Below are 18,747 nucleotides of genomic sequence, written 5' to 3'. Positions count from 1 at the left end.
AGGCCTTCGAGAACGCCATGGCGCTCGACATCGCCATGGGCGGCTCCACCAACACGATCCTGCACCTGCTGGCCGCCGTGCGGCGGCACCGCGGCACGCAGCAGGGCATGGCCGTACGATCCGGTCGCGCCCACCGCGTTGACCAGCGCACGCGCGGGTTCCCCGCCCGGCCAGAAGGCGAGGTGGTCCGAGCGGCACAGTCCCTTGGGCCAGTCGGCTCCGGCCGTCCCGCCGAACAGGGTGGGTGCCGTCTGGCCGTGGCGGAACTGCAGCAGCACCTTGACGAGTTGGGACAGACCCGCGGCCGCCTCCAGATGCCCGATGTTCGGCTTGACGGTGCCCACGGGCACCGGGCGTGAGGGATCGTCGAAGACCTCTCCCAGGGCCTCGATCTCCGCCGCGTCGGCGAGCAGGGCGCCGGCAGCCGCGCACTCCACGTAGTCCACGTCGGCGGGCGCGACGCCGGCGGCGGCGAGGGTGTCCCGCACGGACCGCTCCAGCGCGGCCGCCTGCGGGGTGGCGAACCGGCCCGCCCCGCCCAGGTGGCCGGAGCGGGTGGCCTCGACCACCGCCACGGGTGTGTCCCCGTCGCGGTCGGCGGCGGGCGCGGTGCGCAGCAGGACGGCGGCGACGCCCTCGCCGGGCGACCAGCCGGGCGTGCTGTCGTCGAAGGCCCCGGTGGGCAGCCGGTCGGCCAGCAGGCCGAGGTCGGCCAGCAGGCGCACATGGTAGGGGTGGGTGAACAGGTTGGCCGCCGCGACCACCGCCGACTCGCACTCGCCGCGGCGCAGGCTCTCCACCGCCAGGTGGAAGGCGGTCAGCGACGAGGAGCAGGACGTGTCGACGGCCAGGCTCGGCCCCTCGAAGCCGAGGAAGTGGGAGAGCCTGTTCGCCGACTCCGACGCGGTGGCGGAGATGGCCGCCGGTTCGCCGGCCCTGGCACGGTCGGCACCGACGTGCTGGTAGTCCTGCCACATGGCGCCCAGGAAGACGCCCACCCGGCCGCCCCGGACCAGAGACGCCGGTGTGTGTCCCGCGTCGTCGAGACACTCCCAGACGGTGTGCAGGAGCAGCCGCAGTTGCGGATCCAGCGCGGCCGCCTCCGCCGGGGCGACCCGGAAGAGGAGGCTGTCGAAGGTGTCGATGTCGGCGAGGTAGCCGCCGGCGGGCGCGGCGTCGGTGAACTGCGCCCTGCGTCCCTCGGGAACGGCGGTGAGCGAACGTACGCCACGGCTGAGGTTGTGCCAGTAGGCACCGAGATCGTCCGCGCCGGGGAAGCGTCCCGCCGCGCCGACGACCACGACCCCCCGGTCACCGTCCCCGTCGGTGCGGGCGTGGACGGCCCCCGGGCCGGTCACGGTGTTCTCGGCCGGGGTCCCCGTGAAGAGCGCGAGCGGGCCGTCGGAGTCCGCACCGGCCCGGTCGCCGGTGAGCGGCCCGCCGAGGAACGCCTGCAGGAAGCGATGGCGCTCGCCCAGCCCCAGACGCTCGCGCACGGCGTCCAGTGCGAGTGTGCCGATCGGGCACAGGCCCACACCGGTCTGCGTCTGGGCCGTCAGCAGGAGCTGGCCGAGGTATCCGGCCTCCAGCAGCTGGAAGCGCTCCGAGTCGGCCCCGTACAGCGGCTCGACGGCGTCGGCCGTGCCGAAGAGGTAGAGCTCGAAGGCCGCGCCGTCGAACACCGGCCGGTTGTAGACGAAGTGCGCCGACCGGTCCAGTCGCGGCGACGGGTCGACGAGGTGCAGCGCGTGCTCGACAGGATGGTGGTAGTACAGGCCGGCGGGGATGCCTTCCACACCGCCGGGCCGTACGTGGACGTAGACCTGGACCGAGTAGGTGTCCCCGGCGGAGGGGTACAGGCGCCGGGTGCGGCCGGATGCCCGCCGCTCGCACAGCAGGCCGAGCATCCGCCCGAAGTCCTCGTGCGGCACGGGTCCGCCGCCGAACTCCCGTCGGCTCCGCCTCCGGAGGAAGTGCTGCTCGGCCACGTCCGCCGCGGCCAGGCCGATCACCGGGCTGCCGGCCGCGGGACGTCTGAGGTCCCACCGGGCCTGTTTGAAGGCGGTGCGCTCCTCGGCGGAGAAGAAGTCCACCTCGCCGGGCCCCTCGGCCCCGGTCCCCGGATGCCGCGCCCCGGCGTCACCGCTCATGGCCGGTACGGAAGGGGCCTCGTGCACCACCGGCGCGGGAGCGGCACCGGTCGCCGGAGCAGACAGCGGCGCCGGACCGGACCCGGTCGCGGAGCCGGAGCCTGTCTCGGAAGCGGGTACGGCAGAGCCGGAGCCGGCCGCTCGCGCCACCGCCTCGGCCATTCCGGCCACGGTGGGGTCCGTGAGCAGCGCGGAGACCGGCACGCGCCACCCGTACCGCTCCTGGAGGACGCCCGAGACCTGGACCATCGTGAACGAGGTCGCGCCCTGGTCCCAGATGTCGGCCGTGGTGTCGATGGCGGACATGTCCAGCAGACCGGCGAAGATCTCGGCGAGTTCGCCGGTGAGCTGCGCCGCGTCCGGCCCGCCGGGCCCGGTGCCGGCGGCGGGCTCGTGGTCCGGCGTTCCCGCCGCTTCCGGTTTCGCCGCGCCGCTTTCCTGCCCCGGGGCGGGAGCCATGGTGTGGAAGGTGCCCGGTTCCACCGGCCACGGCAGCGCGTCGCGGTCCAGCTTGCCGTTGGAGGTGGCGGGGAAGGTGTCCACGAACGCCACCACGTTGGGGACCATGTAGTCGGGCAGCGTCTTCGCGGCGTGCCGCCGCAGCGCGCCGACGGCCGGTGCCGGGCCCGTGTCGGACGGGACCAGGTAGGCGACCAGTTTGCGGTCCCCGGTACGGTCGGGGCGGGCCAGCACGACGGCGTCCCTGACGCCCGGGTGACTGCGCAACCCGTGCTCCACCTCGGCGAGTTCGACGCGGAAGCCGCGGATCTTGACCTGGTCGTCCGCGCGCCCGTGGAACGCGATCACCCCGTCGGGGAAGAAGCTCGCCCGGTCACCGGTGCGGTACATGCGGGCGCCGTCGCGTTCGTGGAACGGGTCGTCGACGAACCGTTCCGCGGTGAGTTCGGGCCGCCGGTGGTAGCCGAGGCTCAGGCAGTCGCCCCCGATGAACAGGTCGCCCTCCACGCCCGCCGGGCACGGCCGCAGGTCCTCGTCGAGGATGTAGTAGCGGGCGTTGTCGATGGGCCGTCCGTAAGGGATGCTCCGCCAGGACGGGTCGACTTCGCCGATCTCGAACCAGTTCGACCACACCGTCGCCTCGGTCGCTCCGCCGAGGCTGACGATCCGGGCCCCGGGGAACAGGGCGCGCACCTCGTCGGGCAGCGGCAGCGGCGTGTAGTCGCCGCTGAGGTAGACCAGCCGCAGGGTCTCCGTGCCGGGCTCCCCCTTCCGGCCGGGGAACAGCGGGGCCAGCTGCCCCAGCGTGGTGGGGGCCGAGTTCCAGAAGGTGACCGGTTCGCGCAGCAGTACGTCGAGCAGCAGATGCGGGTCGTGCTGTTCGGCCTCGTCGGCGATGTAGAGCGAGGCGCCGTGTCCGAGCAGGCCCAGGATGTCGAAGACGGAGAGGTCGAAGCCGAGCGAGGTCACGCACAGCCCGACGTCCTCGGGACCGAACCCGTGGGTGCGCCGGCACCAGTTCAGCAGGTTGAGCAGCGGCCGGTGGGAGACCTCGACACCCTTGGGCGCGCCGGTGCTGCCGGAGGTGTAGATGACGTAGGCGAGGTCGTCGACGGAGCCTGCCGGCTCCGGGTCGTGCTCGGGCCGGCCGGGAGCCCCGACGGGGAGCAGGGTGACGCCGTCCGGTACCGGGACGCCGCCGCGCTCGTCGCCGAGCACGGTCTCGAGCCGCGCCTCGTCGATGATCGCCGCCGCGCGGGCCCGGGGCAGGGACGGTTCGAGCGGGACGTAGAACCCGCCGGCCTTGAGCACCCCGTGGACGGCGGCGGCCATCGCGGGGCCGCGGCGCACGCTGATGCCCACCGGGATGCCCGGACCCACGCCCCGCTCCCGCAGGGACCAGGCGATCCGGTTGGCCCAGCGGTTCAGCTCGCCGTACGTCATGGTGCCGCCGGCCCAGCGTACGGCGATCGCGTCGGGGCGCGCCGCCGCCTGCTCCTCGAACAGGGTGTGGGCCCGGCGGTCGGCGGGGAACGGGATGTCGGTCCCGTGGCCGTGGGCGGGGTGCGCGGTCAGGCTCTCCAGGGTCCGGCGGTAGCGGGCGAACATGGCCTCCAGGCGCCCTTCGGGGAACCGGGAGGCGGTGGCGTCCCAGTAGAACCGCAGCATGTCGCCCTCGTCGATCGCGATGCAGTCCAGGGCGACGTCCGGCGTGCAGGTCAGCCACGGTCCCAGGCGCACGCCGTCCGGGAGCTGCTGTGCGGAGAGGTCCAGCAGACCGGTGTAGACGACCGGCAGTTCGAAGGAGCCGTCACGCCGTTCCCGCATCACGCGGCGGCGCAGTTCGCCCAGGCCGCTCACGTCGTCGGCGCCGAGGTCCCCGTTCAGGACCTGGCGGAACGCGGCCGCCTGCTCCCACAGTCCGAGCTCGCGGTCCTCGCGGGTCACCCAGCTGAGCGCCGTGAACTCACCGGGCCGGTAGCGCGCCGACTGCTCGGTCCAGCGCACCACGGGCAGGCTGAAGGGGGCCGGGTAGTGCTCGGCGAGTGCCTCGGCGCAGGCGGCCGCGAGCAGGTCGTCGGGGCTCAGGCCCGCTTCCTCCGCCCGCCTGCGTACGGCGCGCCAGCCGGTGACCGTGCCTTCGAGGCGGCGGCGGGCACGGTCACGGCCCGCGGGCTCCACGGCGGGCCCGGGGTGCAGCGCCGCGACCCGCCGGCGCCAGTGGCCGAGCTGCTCCTGTTGCCGGGGGGTGCCGCGGAGTTCCTTCTGCGCGGCCTCGTACTCGGTACGGGGGGCGGGCGTGACGGGCACGGCGTCGGGCTCGGCGTAGAGGCGGAAGAGTTCGCGTACGAGGAAGTGGATGCTGCGCCCGTCGAGCACGGTCAGGTCGGTCGTGAGGTGGACGGTGGCGCGGCCGGAGCGGAGGGTGACCTTCAGGTCCCAGTGCGGGCCCCTGCCCAGCGGGAACGCCCGGCCGGCCATGCGCTGCCGCAGGGCGGCCAGACGTTCCTCGGCGTCGTCGGCACCGGTGAGGTCCTGGACGGGGACGGCGACGTGGTCCGGCACATGAGGGGAGACGGCGAGCCGGCCGTCGTGGGTGACGACGGTCCGCAGGACGTCGTACGCGGCGATCAGGCGCTGCCAGGCCGTGGCGAGACGCTGCGGGTCGAGGCCGTCGACGTCGAAGGAGTGGTAGACCTGGCAGCCGTCCCACTCCCCCGGCGGGGTGATGGCCCGGGGGACGAAGTAGGCCTGTTGCAGTTCGTTCATCGCACGGTGCCCGGCGGGCCGGTCGCTCAGCGCGTGCAGCGAGTTGAGGAAGCCCGCGAACAGGTCGTCCGCCTCACCGGGGGCGAAGCGTCCGGTCACGACGTCCCAGCGGATGCGGAGTTCACCGTCCCGCTCCCACATCTGGTGGTCGAGGGCGACACCGGACGTCTGGCTCATGGCGAAGGCGACGTCGCCGGCGAAGCCGTCGGCGCCGGGCCGGCCGGTTCCGAGCAGGCTCGTGAACACGACGGGCAGGCTCGGCACCGGCGCCGTACGGTCCTCGGCCCGCAGGGCGCGCAGGGCGCGGACGCCGGAGACGGCGGCGTGGTCCAGTCCTTCCCAGAGCCTTCCGTGGACGTCCCGCGCGGCTTCGCGCAGCGGATTGTCGAGGGTGTTCGGCAGGGGCAGCACGAGACTGGAGGTGAAGGGGCCGACCAGGTCCTCCGCCTCGGCGGGCAGCCGGGAGCGGTGGTTGGTGGTGAGCACCAGCGACAGCGGTCCGGCGTGGCGCTGCCGGCCGAAGGACTCGGCGAACACGGTGAGGACCAGCGCGGTCGGTGACACCTCCCAGTCGGCGGCCAGCCGCCCGATCGCCTGCCACTGCGCACGGCCGACGCGTCCGTCGAGCGCGGTGCGTACGACCGGCCCGCGGACCGGGTCACCGGTCACCGGCGGGCCGTCCGGCAGTCCCGCGAGCCGCTCGGTCCAGTGGTCGAGGTGCGCGCGGTGGGCGGGGGTGCGCTGCTGGGCGGCGAGGTCCAGCACACAGTCCCGTACGGTCAGGGCCGGGGCGGCCGGTTCGTGGGCCGGGTCCCGGTAGCAGCGCCACCAGTCGTCGAGGATGACACCGAGGCCGTGGCCGTCGGTGAGCAGGACGTCGATGCTGAGGTGGACGAGGGACCGCCCGCCCGGATCGTGCGAGACCTCCACCGTGTGCATGGGCCAGTCTCCGGGCGCGTACCGGCGGTGCGAGAGGCGTGTGCGGACCTCGGGGGCCGCGGCGATGCCGCCCACGGCGAGCGGGGCCTGCTCGACGCTCTCCGGCTCCTGGACGCGCTGGCGGCCGTCCGGGGTGATGACCGCTCGCAGCATGTCGTGGTGCCGTACGACCCGGTGCCAGGCGTCCTGGAGCGCCGCCACGTCGAGGCCGGCCACCTCGAACTCGCGGTAGACGTGGCAGCCGATCGTGTCGTCGCCGAGCTGCGGGTCCTTGGCGACGAGGTACGCCTGCTGGAGGTCGGTCAGGGGGAACGGCGCGTACCGGTCACCGGCTCCGCCGTCCGCCGCGGCCGCCGCGGGCGGGCCGGCTTCGGCGGTGGCGCGGCCGGGCTCGGGCGGGCCGGCCACGGCGGCCTCTTCCGTGATTCTTTCCTGCAGCTCCGCGGGGGTTTCGCAGGTACGCAGCCAGGAGACCGGTATGTCCACCCCGAACTCCTGGCGGAGCCGGAACCACAGGCGGGTCAGTGCCAGGGACTCCAGGCCCAGCCCGCGCAGCGCGAGGTCCGGTCCGAGGGCCGGCGCGGGGGGCCGGGCCGGGTCCGCGCCGGTGTCCTGGCCGGGGATCACCTCCGCGAGGACGCGCAGCAGCCGTTCGGCCAGTTCGTCTTCCCTCACGTCAGTCTCCCGGAGTGGCAAGGGACCAGGCGCGCAGGGAACCGTCGAGCAGTTCGGCGGCGCCGGTCATCAGCAGCTCTGCGATGGTGTCGACATGGCGGTCGCGCCACGCCTCCAGCGGGGTGCCGGCGACCAGGCGGTTGAAGGCGCCCAGGGCCGGCCCGCAGTGGATCTGGTAATTGACCTGTTCCTCCCGCACGCCCTCCAGGGCCGCCCGGGTGGAGTGCACGAAGTACCAGCGGAAGACCTGGGCCATCCTGGCCTTGGGGCTGCGCTCCGCCCGGGCCAGGTCGTCGGGGCGCAGACGGCCCAGATAGCCGCGGGTCTCGGCCCAGATGTCGTCGAACGAGCGGTGGAAGTAGCGGTCCTCGAGGGTCCTGCGGGTCGGCTCGTCGATCTCTTCGAGGCTCTCGAACCGGCGGTACAGCTGGTGCAGTTTGTTGGCCCGCGCGGCGAACAGGGTTCCCTTGCGCACCACTTGGACGCGCGCGCCGAGTTCGAACATGTCACCGGCCGGCGCGTAGGCGGTGTCCTGCACGTCGAGGGTCGCCAGCAGGTCCTTGACGGCGTCGGAGGTGCCGGCCTCCGGGGAGCACTGGTTGACCGAACCGGTGACCACGAAGTCGGCGCCGAGCACGAAGGCCGCGGCGACCGCCTCCGGCGCGCCGAGCCCTCCGGCCGCTCCCACCCGCACGGAGCGGGGATAGCGGTGCTCCGCCATGATCCGGTCCCGCAGCCGGAGCATGGCCGGCATGAGCGCGTAGGGGCTGCCCGCGTCGGTGTGGCCGCCCGAGTCGGCCTCCACGCAGATGTCCCCGGCCACCGGCAGCCCGGCCGCGATCTCGGCCTCGGCGGCGCTCAGGCCGCCCTCGGCGACGAGCGAGTCCAGCAGCCGGCGGGGCGGCGGGCTCATGAACGCGGTCGCGACCTCGGGCCGCGAGACCTTGGCCAGCACATGTCGTACGGCGGTGGGGGTGCCGTCGGGCGCCCGGTGCGCTCCGGCGAAGCGGAAGCGCACGACGGGCGCGGTGACCCCGGTGAACGCGGCGGCCTCGGCATGGCGGACGTCGTGTTTGAGGAGCAGTTCGACGAGTTCGCGCTCCGCGGCCGGGGCGTCGGGCGTGGCCAGCAGGTTGACGCCGAAAACCCCGTCCGGCCCCAGCCGGTCGCCGATGTCCCGGATCGCGGCGTCGATCTCGCCGGTGGTCAGGCCACCGGAGCCGAAGAAACCCATGAGCCCGGCGCGGCCCATACGGACCACGAGGTCGGTGGAGGCGATGCCCTTGTACATCGAGCCGGCCACGTACGCGTGCCGCAGGCGGTAGTCGGCCCGGAACTCCGCGGACCCGAGCCGCCCGGCCTGCACGGTCGCGGGTGCGGATGCGGGCGTGGGTGCGAATACGGGTGCGGGTGGGGCGGCCGCCCCGGGACCGCCGGACACGGGCGCAGGGCCCGGCACCGGCACGGACACGGGCACAGCCGCCGACGGAGCCGTGGCCGCGGCGCGCGGGGCGGGGTGCTTGACGATCGCCGTCCACAGGTCGGTCAGGACCCGGCCGGGACCCACCTCGGTGAACTCGCCCACACCCGCCTCGACGAGGTGGCTCATGCTCTCCCACCACCGCACCGGCGACGACACCTGACGGGCCAGCAGTTCCCGGACACGACCCGGTGGATAGGGCCGCGCGGTGACATTGGCGATGACCGGGATCCGCGGGTCGGCGAGGTCCTCCGTCGCGAGGAAGGAGTCGTACTCGGCAGCCGCCGCGGCCATGTAGCGGGAGTGGAAGGGTGCGCTGACCTGGAGCGGGACACACCGTCCCAGCCGGGCGTCCCGTACCGCCCGGGCCGCCCGGTCCAGCGAGTCGCGCGGCCCGGCGAGCACCACCTGGCTCGCCGAGTTCCGGTTGGCCGGGTCGACGTCGTCGATGCCCGCGTCGAGCAGCAGGCCGGCGAGCCGGTCGGGGTCGGCGCCGAGGACGGCGAGCATGCCCCCGCCCTCGGCGCGGCCCATCAGTTCACCGCGCCGCCGCACGAGCCGGACCCCCGTGGCGAAGTCGAAGCACCCGGCGGCGAACAGCGCGACGTACTCGCCCAGACTGTGGCCCGCGAGATAGTCGGGGGCCGGACGCTCCTCCCGCAGGGCGAGCCAGCTGAGCGCGTTGACCACGAACAGCGCCGGCTGCACCGACCGGGTGTCCTTCAGTCCGGGCGCGGCACCGTGCAGGCACACCTCCCGGATCGGGTACCCGAGGATCCGGTCGGCCTGCCCGACCAGATCGGGGTAGCGGTCGAGGACCTCGGCCCCCATGCCCACCCGCTGCGCCCCTTGGCCGGGGAACGCCCACACCACGGTCATCGTGCCACCTCCGCTGGTCCGGGGGGTCTAACGGGACTGCTGCTGCCGTGTGGCGTACAGGCCCCAGTGGTGGGGCGTGAGGGCGGTCTCGGTCAGCGTGCCGTCGACGAACGTGCCGGGCCGGGCCTCGGCGGTGAGCGCCTCGCGCAGCCGGCCGTAGACGGTGAGGTCCTTCAGGTGCAGCAGCCAGTGCACGCGGTCGGCGTCCCCGAACGCCTCGTCGAAGAGGGCCGCGGACGCCTCACCGGCGAACCGCTTGTTCACGGTCCGGGCGATCTCCGTGGCGGCCTCTCGGCCCTCGGCGAGGAATCCGTGGCCGATCCTGGCCGAACGCAGGAGCACGATACCGGCGTTGGCGGAGTTCAGCGGCTCCTCGGCGCGGTCCGCCCAGGGCAGGAGGACGTTCGAGCGGATGCTGCCGTCCACGAACAGCCGGTCCCACGCGCCGGCGGAGCCGTCCCCTTCCGCCTGGACGCGTTCCTTGGCGATGGACTCGCGGAACGCCCGGTCCCGGTCGCCCATCTCGACCATGTCGTAGTAGGTGTCCAGGGACTTCAGGTGGATGAGGAAGTGGATCCGGTCCTCGTAGCCGAAGCTCTCCTCGTAGACGAGGGCAGTGGCCTTGCCCACCTGCTGGGCGTTGACGTGTTTCGCCACCTCGCGGGCGAACATCCGGCCCTCGTTGCGGAATTCCGACTTGAGCTGGCCGACCTTCTGGACCACCACGCCGGCATTCTGGGAATGCAGCAGACCGGTCGCGTCGATTTCCGTCTGGTGAGCGGCGGGTGGCACGATCTGGGCGCGTCGTTCTTCATTCTCTGCGGGTGATGCGTTCGAGGTACTCATCAGCAGCCGGATTCCTTCCGTTCGTCCTTGTCCGCTTTTCTGGAACGCTAGGACAGAGACCCCCCGGCGGGCTGCTCAGTTTGGAGCAGCTCGTCGACGAGTGCAGCCACCTCGGGGGTGCGCATGAGTTCCAGGTGCGGGAGGTCGAAATCGACGACCCGGGCGACGAGGCCGGCGCGTTCCTCCTCGGGGAAGGCGTCGAGCCCGAAACCCTCCGACCGCGAGTTGACGGCCGTCGCCTCGCGCCACACCCGCCGGGCGTCGAGTTCGCTGCCCGCTGCGAGCCAGTGCAGGTAGCTGGTGAAGATCTCGGCCAGTTCCTGGCTGCGTTCGCCGGTCATGCCGCCGCGCTCGCAGGCGTCGGGCAGGATGCGCAGGCAGAGTTTGCCCAGCTCGGCGGCGAGTTCGAGCGCGGTGGCGGCCGACTCGTCGGCGTCGTGGCCGGCCCGTACGGCGGCTTCGACCTCGTGCGCCGGCAGCACCGACGAGAGGCGGGCCGTCATGAAACGCTCATAGTGTCCGATGACCATGTGGCGCTCGGCGAGGTCGGGGTCGATGAGAATGAGCCCCGGCTTTTCCTGCCGGCGTGACAATTCCTCGACCAGCGCGGCGGCGTAGACGCTTCCGCTGCAGAATCCGATGACCGCGCGGACCGTACGGCCGCTTTTCTCCACGTCTCGTATCCAGCGTTCGACGTGCTGGGCGGCGCTCATTCCGGCCTCTTCCCCGTGCGGGGGCGGCATCGTCTCCCAGAAGGTGAAGGGAGAGGAAAGCTGGGCGACGAGTTCCGTGAACGTCGCGGAGGGGCGGCCCGCTGTGCCGAAATCGGCCGCCAGGACGATATCGGCTCCGTCGACGTTCTTCAGCACGTTGTGCGCTGCGGGTGCCGGAGCGGCGGTTTCTTCCTGGGGTGCCATGCTGTTGTCACTCCTCGGGTGTACGTGCGGTGTCACTGGAGACGGGGGACGTTGGTCAGTTCTCGGCCGGAGAGGGGGGCCGCCTCGGCCGCCGGCCCGGAAGCGGACCCCTCGGGGGCCAGCACGGCGTCGTACCGGGCCGACTCCCGCGCCGCCGGCAGGCAGTAGCAGGCCAGTCCGTTCGCGGCGGCGAGCGCGCGCAGTTCGCCGGGGCGGACGCCGCCCTCTCCCGCCGCGTGCGCGTCGTCCAGCAGCGCGCCGACGTCCACACGCGCGACGGCGTCGAGGCCGCGCAGCTCGCCCAGGGCGGTGACCGGCGGGGCGAGATCGGGATGGAGGACGCCGGTGACGGTGACCGCCCCGCCCTTCCCCGCCGCATCGGCCACGAGCCGGGCCGCCGTCCGCCCGCCCCATGGCACCGTGGGGTGGGATCCTGGGGCGATCAGGGGTGTTCCGGCGGGCCGCAGGCGTACGTCGTAGCGGAAGAGGTTCATCTCCGTGGCGCACACCCCGGGTTTGAGCCGCATGTCGGCCACCAGACCGTGCTCGGCGGCGAAGGCGGGGAAGAACGCCGGTGCTATGACGAGTTCCCGCTCCTGTGCGGCCTGTTCGGCCAGCAGTTCACGGACCCGGCCCGCGGTCGTCTCCCCGGGGGACCTGCCGGCGAGTACGCACAGGCGCAGGGCCTCGCGCAGCGGGAGGCTGTGCACGTCGCCGACGAAGACGGTGCCGCCGGCGGCGCAGGCCTTCACGGCGCGTTCCAGGGCGCGGCGCAGGTAACCGGGCCCCGGGAAGTGGTGGATCACCGAGTTGAGGACCACGACGTCGAACCCGTCGGGCAGGTCGGGGGCGTCGGCGTCCCCGACGCGGAACTCGGTGCCCGGGTGGTGCCCTTGGTCCCTGGTCATGCGGGCGACCGCGGTCGCCGAGATGTCCGTACCGACATACCGCCCGACGTGCGGCAGGAGCCCCGCGACGACCAGGCCGGTGCCGGCTCCGATCTCGAGGACGCTGTCCGGGCCGAGGCTCAGGATCTCGTCCACCGTGCCGTCCAGCCATTCGGCGGTCTCGGCCGGGGAGTAGTTCTCGCCGGTGATGCTGCTGCGCCAGCCGGCGAAGTCGGCGCCGGACGAATCCTCGGCGCTCTCGTAGACCGCGTCGTAGATCGCGGCCCACTGCCCGACGATGCGGGCTTCGCTGTCGGTGCCCATCAGCTCGCCGCCTCTGCGCGCGTGTCCAGGGTGACGGGGAGTTCGACCAGTCCGCGCATGATGCGGGTGGGCCGCCAGCGCAGGTCCTCGCGCGGGCAGGCGAGGCCGATCCGGGGGAAGCGTTCGATGAGCATTCCGATGCCGATCTCGCCCTCCACCCGGGCCAGCGGCGCGCCGACGCAGTGGTGGATGCCGTGCCCGAAGGCCAGGTGCGGGTTGTCGGCTCTGGTGATGTCGAGCAGGTCGGGACCGGCGAACTGCTCCTTGTCGCGTCCGGCTGCCGCGATGGACAGGGCGACGATGCTGCCGGCGGGCACGACCGTCCCGGCGACCTCGACGTCCTCGACGGCCACCCGGGTGGTGGACAGCTGGACCGGCGGGTCGTACCGCAGGAACTCCTCGACGGCGCTCTCGGCGAGTCCGGGCTTCTCCCTCAGGAGCGCCAGTTGCCCGGGGTGCGCCGTCAACGCCAGTACACCGTTGTTGATCAGGTTGACGGTGGGTTCCTGGCCCGCGCTCATCAGCAGCATGACCGTCGAGATCAGCTCCGTCTCGGAGAGCCGGTCCCCGTCGTCGGTCGCGTGGATCAGGGCGGTGAGGACGTCGGAGCGGTCGTCGCCGGTGCCGGCCGCGGCCCGCTTCCGCTGGATCAGGTCGGTGAAGAAATCCCGCATCGCGGCGTATCCCTCGGCCTTCGTCATCGCGCCGTCCGCCGCGCCCTCGGGGGCGGTGAGGATCGCGGTGGCCCAGGTGCGGAAACTCGCCCGGTCGATGTCCGGTATGCCGAGGATCTCGCACATGACGACGGTGGCCAGCGGATGCGAGTAGGACTCCACCAGGTCGACGGTGCCGAGCGGCTCCATCGCGTCCAGGAGTCCGGCGGCCACTTCGCGGATCCGGGGCCGCATCGCCTCGACGCGCCGCATGGTGAAGGCCTTGCCGATCAGCTTGCGCAGCCGGGTGTGGTCCGGCGGGTCGGTGTTCGCGACGTGGTAGAGGTAGTCGGCCCGGTCGCCCGGTTCACCGGTGACGTATCCGGCGTCCCTCAGCTGTTCCCAGGCCCGGGTGGGGTCCTTGGAGAAGCGGGCGTCGGCGAAGATCTCGCGGGCTTCGGCGTAGCCGAGGACGAGCCACCGGTGGAGGCCGTTCGGTTCCCGTACGAGGTGCACGATCCCCTCGTCGCGCATCTCGCCGTACAGCGCGTACGGATCGGCCTCCGATCCGGTGGACAGTACCCGCACGGGCCGCTCGTCGGGGGTGACGGCCGGGGACGGCTGTTCCATGGGCGCTCCTTGGGTCGCTGGCTGACTGCTGCCATCGTCCCGTCGGCGCCCCGGCCGATCTGTCCCGGATTGAGCATCAGCGAGAAGGTCTGAGGGTCTCCGCGACGGTGGTGCGCGACGCCTCCACGAGGGACCGCGTCCACGCGTGCTCGGGCGCCCCGAGCACCTTCGCCACCGGGCCCTCCTCGCAGACGACGCCCTCGTGCAGCGCCAGTACCCGGTCGGCGGTCCTGGCCAGCACCCCCAGGTCGTGGGTGATGACGATGACGGCGAGCCGCAGTTCGAGGCGCAGCCGGTTGACGAGGTCCAGGACCGCCGCCTGGACCCGCGTGTCCAGGCTGGAGGTCATCTCGTCGCAGATCAGCACGTCCGGATCGGCGGCGAGCGCACGGGCGATGGCGACGCGCTGGCACTGGCCCCCGGACAGTTGCGCGGGGTACCGGTCCGCGATGCGCTGTTCCAGTCCCACCAGGGCCAGCAGCCGCGCGCTCTCCGCGGCCGCCCCGGCCCGGCTCATGCCGCGCAGGCGCCGCAGCGGACGGGTGAGGGCGGCGCCCACGGAGCGGCGGGGATTGAGCGAGCCGACCGAGTGCTGCGGGACGACCTGGATCCGTCTGCGCTGCTCGGTGCCGCGTTCCCCGATCGCCGCGGGCAGGGGCTGCCCGTCGAGGGTGATCGTTCCGGCGGAGGGCCGGTGGAAGCCGCTGACGCAGCGGGCGAGGGTGGTCTTCCCGCTGCCCGACACCCCGAGCAGGGCCAGGCACTCCCCCGCCCCGAGGCTGAAGGACACCCCCTCGACGACGGTGCGGCTGCGGCCGCCCTGCCGGTACGCGGCGCTCAGCCCTTCGACCCGCAGCAGGGCCGGCGGGGTTTCCTCCGCCGCGGTGGAGGGGGCCGCCGTGTCCTGCGGCCGGCCGCGCATGTCGCCGATGACGGGTACGGCGCGGATCAGTTCGCGGGTGTACGGCGCGGCCGGCTCCGCCATCACCCCGGTGAGCGGCCCCTCCTCCATGACGGCCCCGCCGCGCAGGACGACCAGCCGGTCGGCGACCAGCCCGGCCGCGGGCAGGTCGTGGGTGACGAAGAGCAGGGACGCCCCGCGCCGGGCCACCAGTTCGCCCACCTGCCCCAGCACCCGGTTGCGGGCGACGGCGTCCAGGCCGGTGGTCGGTTCGTCGACGACGAGGACGGAGGGGTCCCCCGCGGATATCCGGGCCAGGGCGAGGCGCTGCTGCTGGCCGCCGGAGAGCTGGTGCGGATAGCGTCCGAGCAGCTTCGGGTCGGCGGGCAGTCCCACGTCGGTCAGCCGGCGCAGCAGCGCCTCGTCGCTGCGGTCGTCGGCGAGTTCGGCCAGTTGTCCGCGCACCCGCAGCGTGGGGGTCAGGGCGGACGCCGGGTCCTGCGGCAGATACGCCACGGTCCTGCGGCGGTACGACCGCAGCGCCTTGGCGGGCAGGCCGAGGACGTTCTCACCGCCGACGACGACCCGGCCTCCGGCGACGCGCAGCCCCGGATTGACCTGTCCCAGGAGGCTGAGCGCCAGCGTCGTCTTGCCGGACCCGGACTCGCCCACGACGGCGACACGTTGCCCGGGGCCGATGTCCAGCGACACCCCGTCGAGCACCGCCCGGCCGGCTCCGTCAACGACGGAGAGGTCCTCGACGCGGATCACCGGTCCATCCTCGCGGCGAGCCGGTCCATGCCGAGGTTGGCGGCGACCGCGAGGGTGCCGAGGCAGACGGCCGGGACCACCACGGCCCACGGGGTGAGGGTGACGCCCTCGATGTTCTCGCTGATCATGGCACCCCAGTTGGGTTCGTCCGCGCCGAAGCCGAGGAAGCCGGCGGCGGAGGTGAGGGCTACGGCAATGGCCAGCCGGGTCCCGGCGTCGGCGAGGATGGGGCGCACGATGTTCGGCAGGATCTCGCGGGCGAGGACGGACGGCACGCTCTCCCCCAGCCCGACGGCGTGTTCGACGTATCCCTGCCGCATCACCTGCACGGTCGCGGCACGGGCGATACGGGAGACGAACGACGCCCCGGTGATCACGACCACCAGGACCAGCACCGCGGCGGAGTAGCCCCAGCCGTGCAGCAGGACCAGCAGCACCAGGATCGGCGGCAGGGCGAGGATCGCCCCGTCCAGGCGGGAGACCACCGCGTCGACGACCCCGCCGAGATAGCCGGCCACCATGCCGACGGCGGTGCCGAGCACGGTGGTGACGAGCACCGCCAGCACGGGCACCAGGAGGAGCGCCCGGCCGCCGGTGAGCACCCGGGCCCAGACGTCACGTCCCGCCGAGTCGGCGCCGAACAGCAGCCCGTCGCCCGCCCCCGCGTACGGCGCCGCGACGATACGGTCGGGGTCGGTGCCCACCAGCCAGGGGCCCGCGATCGCGAGGGCGATCACGACGACGGCGGGCAGCGCGACGCCGATCCGGAGCAGGGTCCGCGCGGCCCTGCGCAGGTCCTTGGTCATGAAGTCCCCGTCCGTGCTTTCGGGTTGGCCAGCAGACCGGCCAGGTCGGCGACGATGAACGACACGATGATGATCGCGGCCAGCAGCAGTCCGACGCCTTCGAGCACGGCCATGTCGTGGTTGTGCACGGCCGACAGCAGGACCCGCGACAGCCCCGGGTAGTCGAAGATCACCTCGATGACGGCGGTGCCTCCGAACAGGCTGCTGATCAGCCAGCCGAACATCTGGGCGTTGGCGGGCACCGTCATCGGCAGCACGTGCCGCCACACCACCTGGTGCTCCGGCAGCCCGGCGAGCCGCGCCGCGCGGGCGTTCGGCGCGCCGTTGGCGTCGACGACCGTCGCCCGGACGACTCGCCCCGCCCACGCCCCGGCGAACAGCACGATCGAGGCGACGGGCAGCACCAGGATCTCCGGCCGGTCGAGCGGTGTGCCGCCGAGCGGTGGGTGGGACACCGCGGGCAGCAGCCCCAGCGTGCCGGGGAACAGCAGGACGAGGAGGCTCGCCGTGACGAAGCTGGGGATCGCGACGATCACCAGGCTCGCCCCCGACAGCGTCCGGTCCAGCCTGCCGCCGGGGCGCAGGCCCGTGGCGAGCCCCAGCACGAGTGCCAGCACCACCGTCCCGGTGCCCGCGATCACCACCAGCAGGGTCGTGGCCCACAGCGGTTCGGCCACGATCTCGGTCACCGGCCTCTGGGAGGTCAGGCTGGTGCCGAGGTCGCCCCGCAGTACCGAGGTGATCCAGTCGGCGTACCGGACGGCCAGCGGGCGGTCCAGGCCCCATTCATGGCGAAGAGCCGCGATCTCCTCCTCCGTGGCGTTGCCGCCGAGCCAGCCTGCGGCAGCGTCGCCGGGCACCACCGAGGCGCCGGCGAACAGCGCCATCGACACGACGAGCAGCGTCAGCAAAGTGGCGGCGCAGCGGCGCGCCACGGCGGAGAACAGCCTTCGCGGGGACATCAGTTCATGGTCGCCTTCGCGTCGCCGAACAGCTGCGTGGACTGGCTCAGCCGCACTCCCTCGACGCCGGGGCGGGAGGCGTCCAGCTGCTCCTGGAAGCCCCACACCAGGTCACCGCCGCCGTCGTAGAAGTTCTTCTGCAAGTCGTCGAACGCCTTCTCACGGCCGGCCTCGTCGACGACGAGCTGTGCGGCGGCGAGCTTGCGCCAGTGGTCGGGGCCGGCGCCGGTCACGTTGAAGACGGCCTGCTGGTTGGTGGTCGCGGCCAGGTGCAGGGCGGCCGGGCGGTTGACGTAGTAGAAGGCCTGGAAGGGGTGGGTGCCCAGGCCCTTGAGGTCCGCGTAGTAGGTGTCGACGGGGACCTCCTGCACGGTGAGTTTCACCCCGGTCTCCTCCAGCTGCTGCGCGAACAGCTTGGCGGCGGAGAGCATCCCGGGGACCACGTCGGCGGCCCTCAGGGTCAGCTTGTCGACGCCGGCCTCGCGGAAGAGTTCGCGGGCCTGTTCGACGTCGCGCTTGCGCTCGGTGACGCCCTTGGCGTAGCCGGGCAGGTCCTTGCCGACGACGTCCTCACCGGGGGCACCGAAGCCCAGCAGGGCGTGCGAGACCAGGGCGGGCCGGTCGGCGGCCAGCCGGACGGCCTTGCGGACCCGCGGGTCGTCGAACGGCTTGAGCTTCTGGTTCATGGCGAACGACAGGGCGTTGGAGTTGGCGATGCCACCGCGCTGGATCTTCACCGCGGGGTTCTTCTTCTCCGTCTGCGCGCCGGTGGCGCTGACACCCACCGCGTAGTCGATCTGACCGTCCTTGAGGGCGGCGAGGCGGGCGGCGGGGCTGGCGATGCGGTTGATCTCCAGCACGGGAATCGACGGCGCGCCGTCCCAGTACTTGGTGTTGGCCGTGAGCCGGACGATCCGGGCGTCGCTCTTCTCGTACCGGTAGGGGCCGGAGCCGACGGGCTTGCTGAAGTCCTTCGTGCCGTCGGGGAAGACGACGGAGAACACGGCGAGCACCGACTCCTTGAAGTCGGCGCGGGCACGCTTCATCGGTACTTCGAGGGTCTGGTCGTCGACCACCTTGATCTTGGCGGTGTCGACGTCGGCGTAGACCGATGCGCGGTTGCTCGGCGGGGCGGCCAGGGTGCGCATGCTGTAGGCGACGTCGGCGGCGCGCACGGGCTTCCCGTCGTGGAAGAGCGCCCCCTTGCGGAGCTTGATGGTCCAGCGGCTCGCGTCGGCACTGGGCTCCAGCGCCTCGGCGAGCTGCATCCTGTACTCGCCGTCCTCCAGCACCACCAGCGAGTCGAAGACGTGCGCGGCGACGATGGAGCTGGCGCCGGCGCTCACCGAGCGGGGGTCGAGGCCCGTGGTGTCGGTGGCGTCGGCGGCGGCCACCCGGAGCACCTCGGCCGCCGGCTTGTTGCCGGCCTTGTCACTGTCCGAGTCCGACGACGGCGTGGAACAGGCCGAGAGGCCCATCACACTCGTGGCGACGGCGAGGAGCGCTGTCGCCTTGAGCGAGCTGCGAAAGGTCAGGCCAGCGACTTGCGTCATATCTGTTTCTTCCCTCGATGTGCACCGATGGCGGACCGGCTGGTGGAATGGGACCGTTGAACTCTCTCCTTTTCCGCCACCGCCGTCTGCGCAAATATGCGCGCCTTCCGAACACGCGGGTGAGGTATCACGGGTGCCGACGGGTT

General features: G+C 72.9%; 9 protein-coding genes and 2 pseudogenes. 1 reads left to right on the top strand and 10 read right to left on the bottom strand.

Annotation, left to right across the window (positions count from 1 at the left end; genetic code table 11):
- Nucleotides 1–83, top strand: a pseudogene (locus tag ACWD0Y_RS17055) (dihydroxy-acid dehydratase domain-containing protein); the annotation flags it as partial.
- Nucleotides 84–296: 213 nt separating this feature from the next.
- On the opposite strand, the pseudogene ACWD0Y_RS17050 reads toward ACWD0Y_RS17055, so the two are convergent.
- The 10 genes and pseudogenes from ACWD0Y_RS17050 to ACWD0Y_RS17005 all read right to left on the bottom strand — a co-directional run.
- Nucleotides 297–6,944: pseudogene (locus ACWD0Y_RS17050) on the bottom strand (amino acid adenylation domain-containing protein); the annotation flags it as partial.
- Nucleotides 6,945–6,993: 49 nt separating this feature from the next.
- Complete coding sequence (fabD, locus tag ACWD0Y_RS17045; protein WP_450261143.1) at nucleotides 6,994–9,351, bottom strand: ACP S-malonyltransferase; 2,358 nt, start codon at nucleotides 9,349–9,351, stop codon at nucleotides 6,994–6,996.
- A gap of 27 nt (nucleotides 9,352–9,378) precedes the next feature.
- Complete coding sequence (locus tag ACWD0Y_RS17040) at nucleotides 9,379–10,197, bottom strand: DUF6039 family protein (RefSeq protein WP_450261142.1); 819 nt, start codon at nucleotides 10,195–10,197, stop codon at nucleotides 9,379–9,381.
- A 47-nt stretch (nucleotides 10,198–10,244) separates the two neighbouring features.
- On the bottom strand, nucleotides 10,245–11,114 hold the full coding sequence (locus ACWD0Y_RS17035; protein WP_450261141.1) for a hypothetical protein: 870 nt from the start codon (nucleotides 11,112–11,114) through the stop codon (nucleotides 10,245–10,247).
- Nucleotides 11,115–11,146: 32 nt separating this feature from the next.
- A complete protein-coding gene (locus ACWD0Y_RS17030; RefSeq protein WP_450261140.1) occupies nucleotides 11,147–12,325 on the bottom strand; it encodes a class I SAM-dependent methyltransferase in 1,179 nt (392 codons plus the stop codon).
- Nucleotides 12,325–13,608: a cytochrome P450 family protein gene (locus ACWD0Y_RS17025; RefSeq protein ID WP_450261139.1), complete on the bottom strand. Its 1,284-nt coding sequence runs from the start codon at nucleotides 13,606–13,608 to the stop codon at nucleotides 12,325–12,327. Before ACWD0Y_RS17025 ends, ACWD0Y_RS17030 begins: the two co-directional genes overlap by 1 nt.
- A gap of 76 nt (nucleotides 13,609–13,684) precedes the next feature.
- Entirely contained in the window at nucleotides 13,685–15,280 is a 1,596-nt protein-coding gene (locus ACWD0Y_RS17020) for an ABC transporter ATP-binding protein (RefSeq protein ID WP_450261138.1), read from the bottom strand.
- On the bottom strand, nucleotides 15,277–16,086 hold the full coding sequence (locus ACWD0Y_RS17015; RefSeq protein WP_450261137.1) for an ABC transporter permease: 810 nt from the start codon (nucleotides 16,084–16,086) through the stop codon (nucleotides 15,277–15,279). The genes ACWD0Y_RS17020 and ACWD0Y_RS17015 overlap by 4 nt, the downstream gene beginning before the upstream one ends.
- On the bottom strand, nucleotides 16,083–17,048 hold the full coding sequence (locus tag ACWD0Y_RS17010) for an ABC transporter permease (protein WP_450261136.1): 966 nt from the start codon (nucleotides 17,046–17,048) through the stop codon (nucleotides 16,083–16,085). The genes ACWD0Y_RS17015 and ACWD0Y_RS17010 overlap by 4 nt, the downstream gene beginning before the upstream one ends.
- Complete coding sequence (locus ACWD0Y_RS17005) at nucleotides 17,048–18,601, bottom strand: ABC transporter substrate-binding protein (protein ID WP_450261135.1); 1,554 nt, start codon at nucleotides 18,599–18,601, stop codon at nucleotides 17,048–17,050. Before ACWD0Y_RS17005 ends, ACWD0Y_RS17010 begins: the two co-directional genes overlap by 1 nt.
- Nucleotides 18,602–18,747: the final 146 nt, after the last annotated feature.

The organism is Streptomyces altiplanensis, assembly GCF_053591575.1.
The sequence above is the reverse complement of the archived record's forward strand: the minus strand, read 5'-3'. Positions and strand labels throughout refer to the sequence as shown.

Excerpts from the sequence above, each read along its gene's own strand:
- ACWD0Y_RS17005 (WP_450261135.1), bottom strand. The coding sequence starts at position 18,601 with ATGACGCAAGTCGCTGGCCTGACCTTTCGCAGCTCGCTCAAGGCGACA.
- ACWD0Y_RS17040 (WP_450261142.1), bottom strand. The coding sequence starts at position 10,197 with ATGAGTACCTCGAACGCATCACCCGCAGAGAATGAAGAACGACGCGCC.
- ACWD0Y_RS17010 (WP_450261136.1), bottom strand. The coding sequence starts at position 17,048 with ATGTCCCCGCGAAGGCTGTTCTCCGCCGTGGCGCGCCGCTGCGCCGCC.
- ACWD0Y_RS17030 (WP_450261140.1), bottom strand. The coding sequence starts at position 12,325 with ATGGGCACCGACAGCGAAGCCCGCATCGTCGGGCAGTGGGCCGCGATC.
- ACWD0Y_RS17015 (WP_450261137.1), bottom strand. The coding sequence starts at position 16,086 with ATGACCAAGGACCTGCGCAGGGCCGCGCGGACCCTGCTCCGGATCGGC.
- ACWD0Y_RS17025 (WP_450261139.1), bottom strand. The coding sequence starts at position 13,608 with ATGGAACAGCCGTCCCCGGCCGTCACCCCCGACGAGCGGCCCGTGCGG.
- ACWD0Y_RS17035 (WP_450261141.1), bottom strand. The coding sequence starts at position 11,114 with ATGGCACCCCAGGAAGAAACCGCCGCTCCGGCACCCGCAGCGCACAAC.
- fabD (WP_450261143.1), bottom strand. The coding sequence starts at position 9,351 with ATGACCGTGGTGTGGGCGTTCCCCGGCCAAGGGGCGCAGCGGGTGGGC.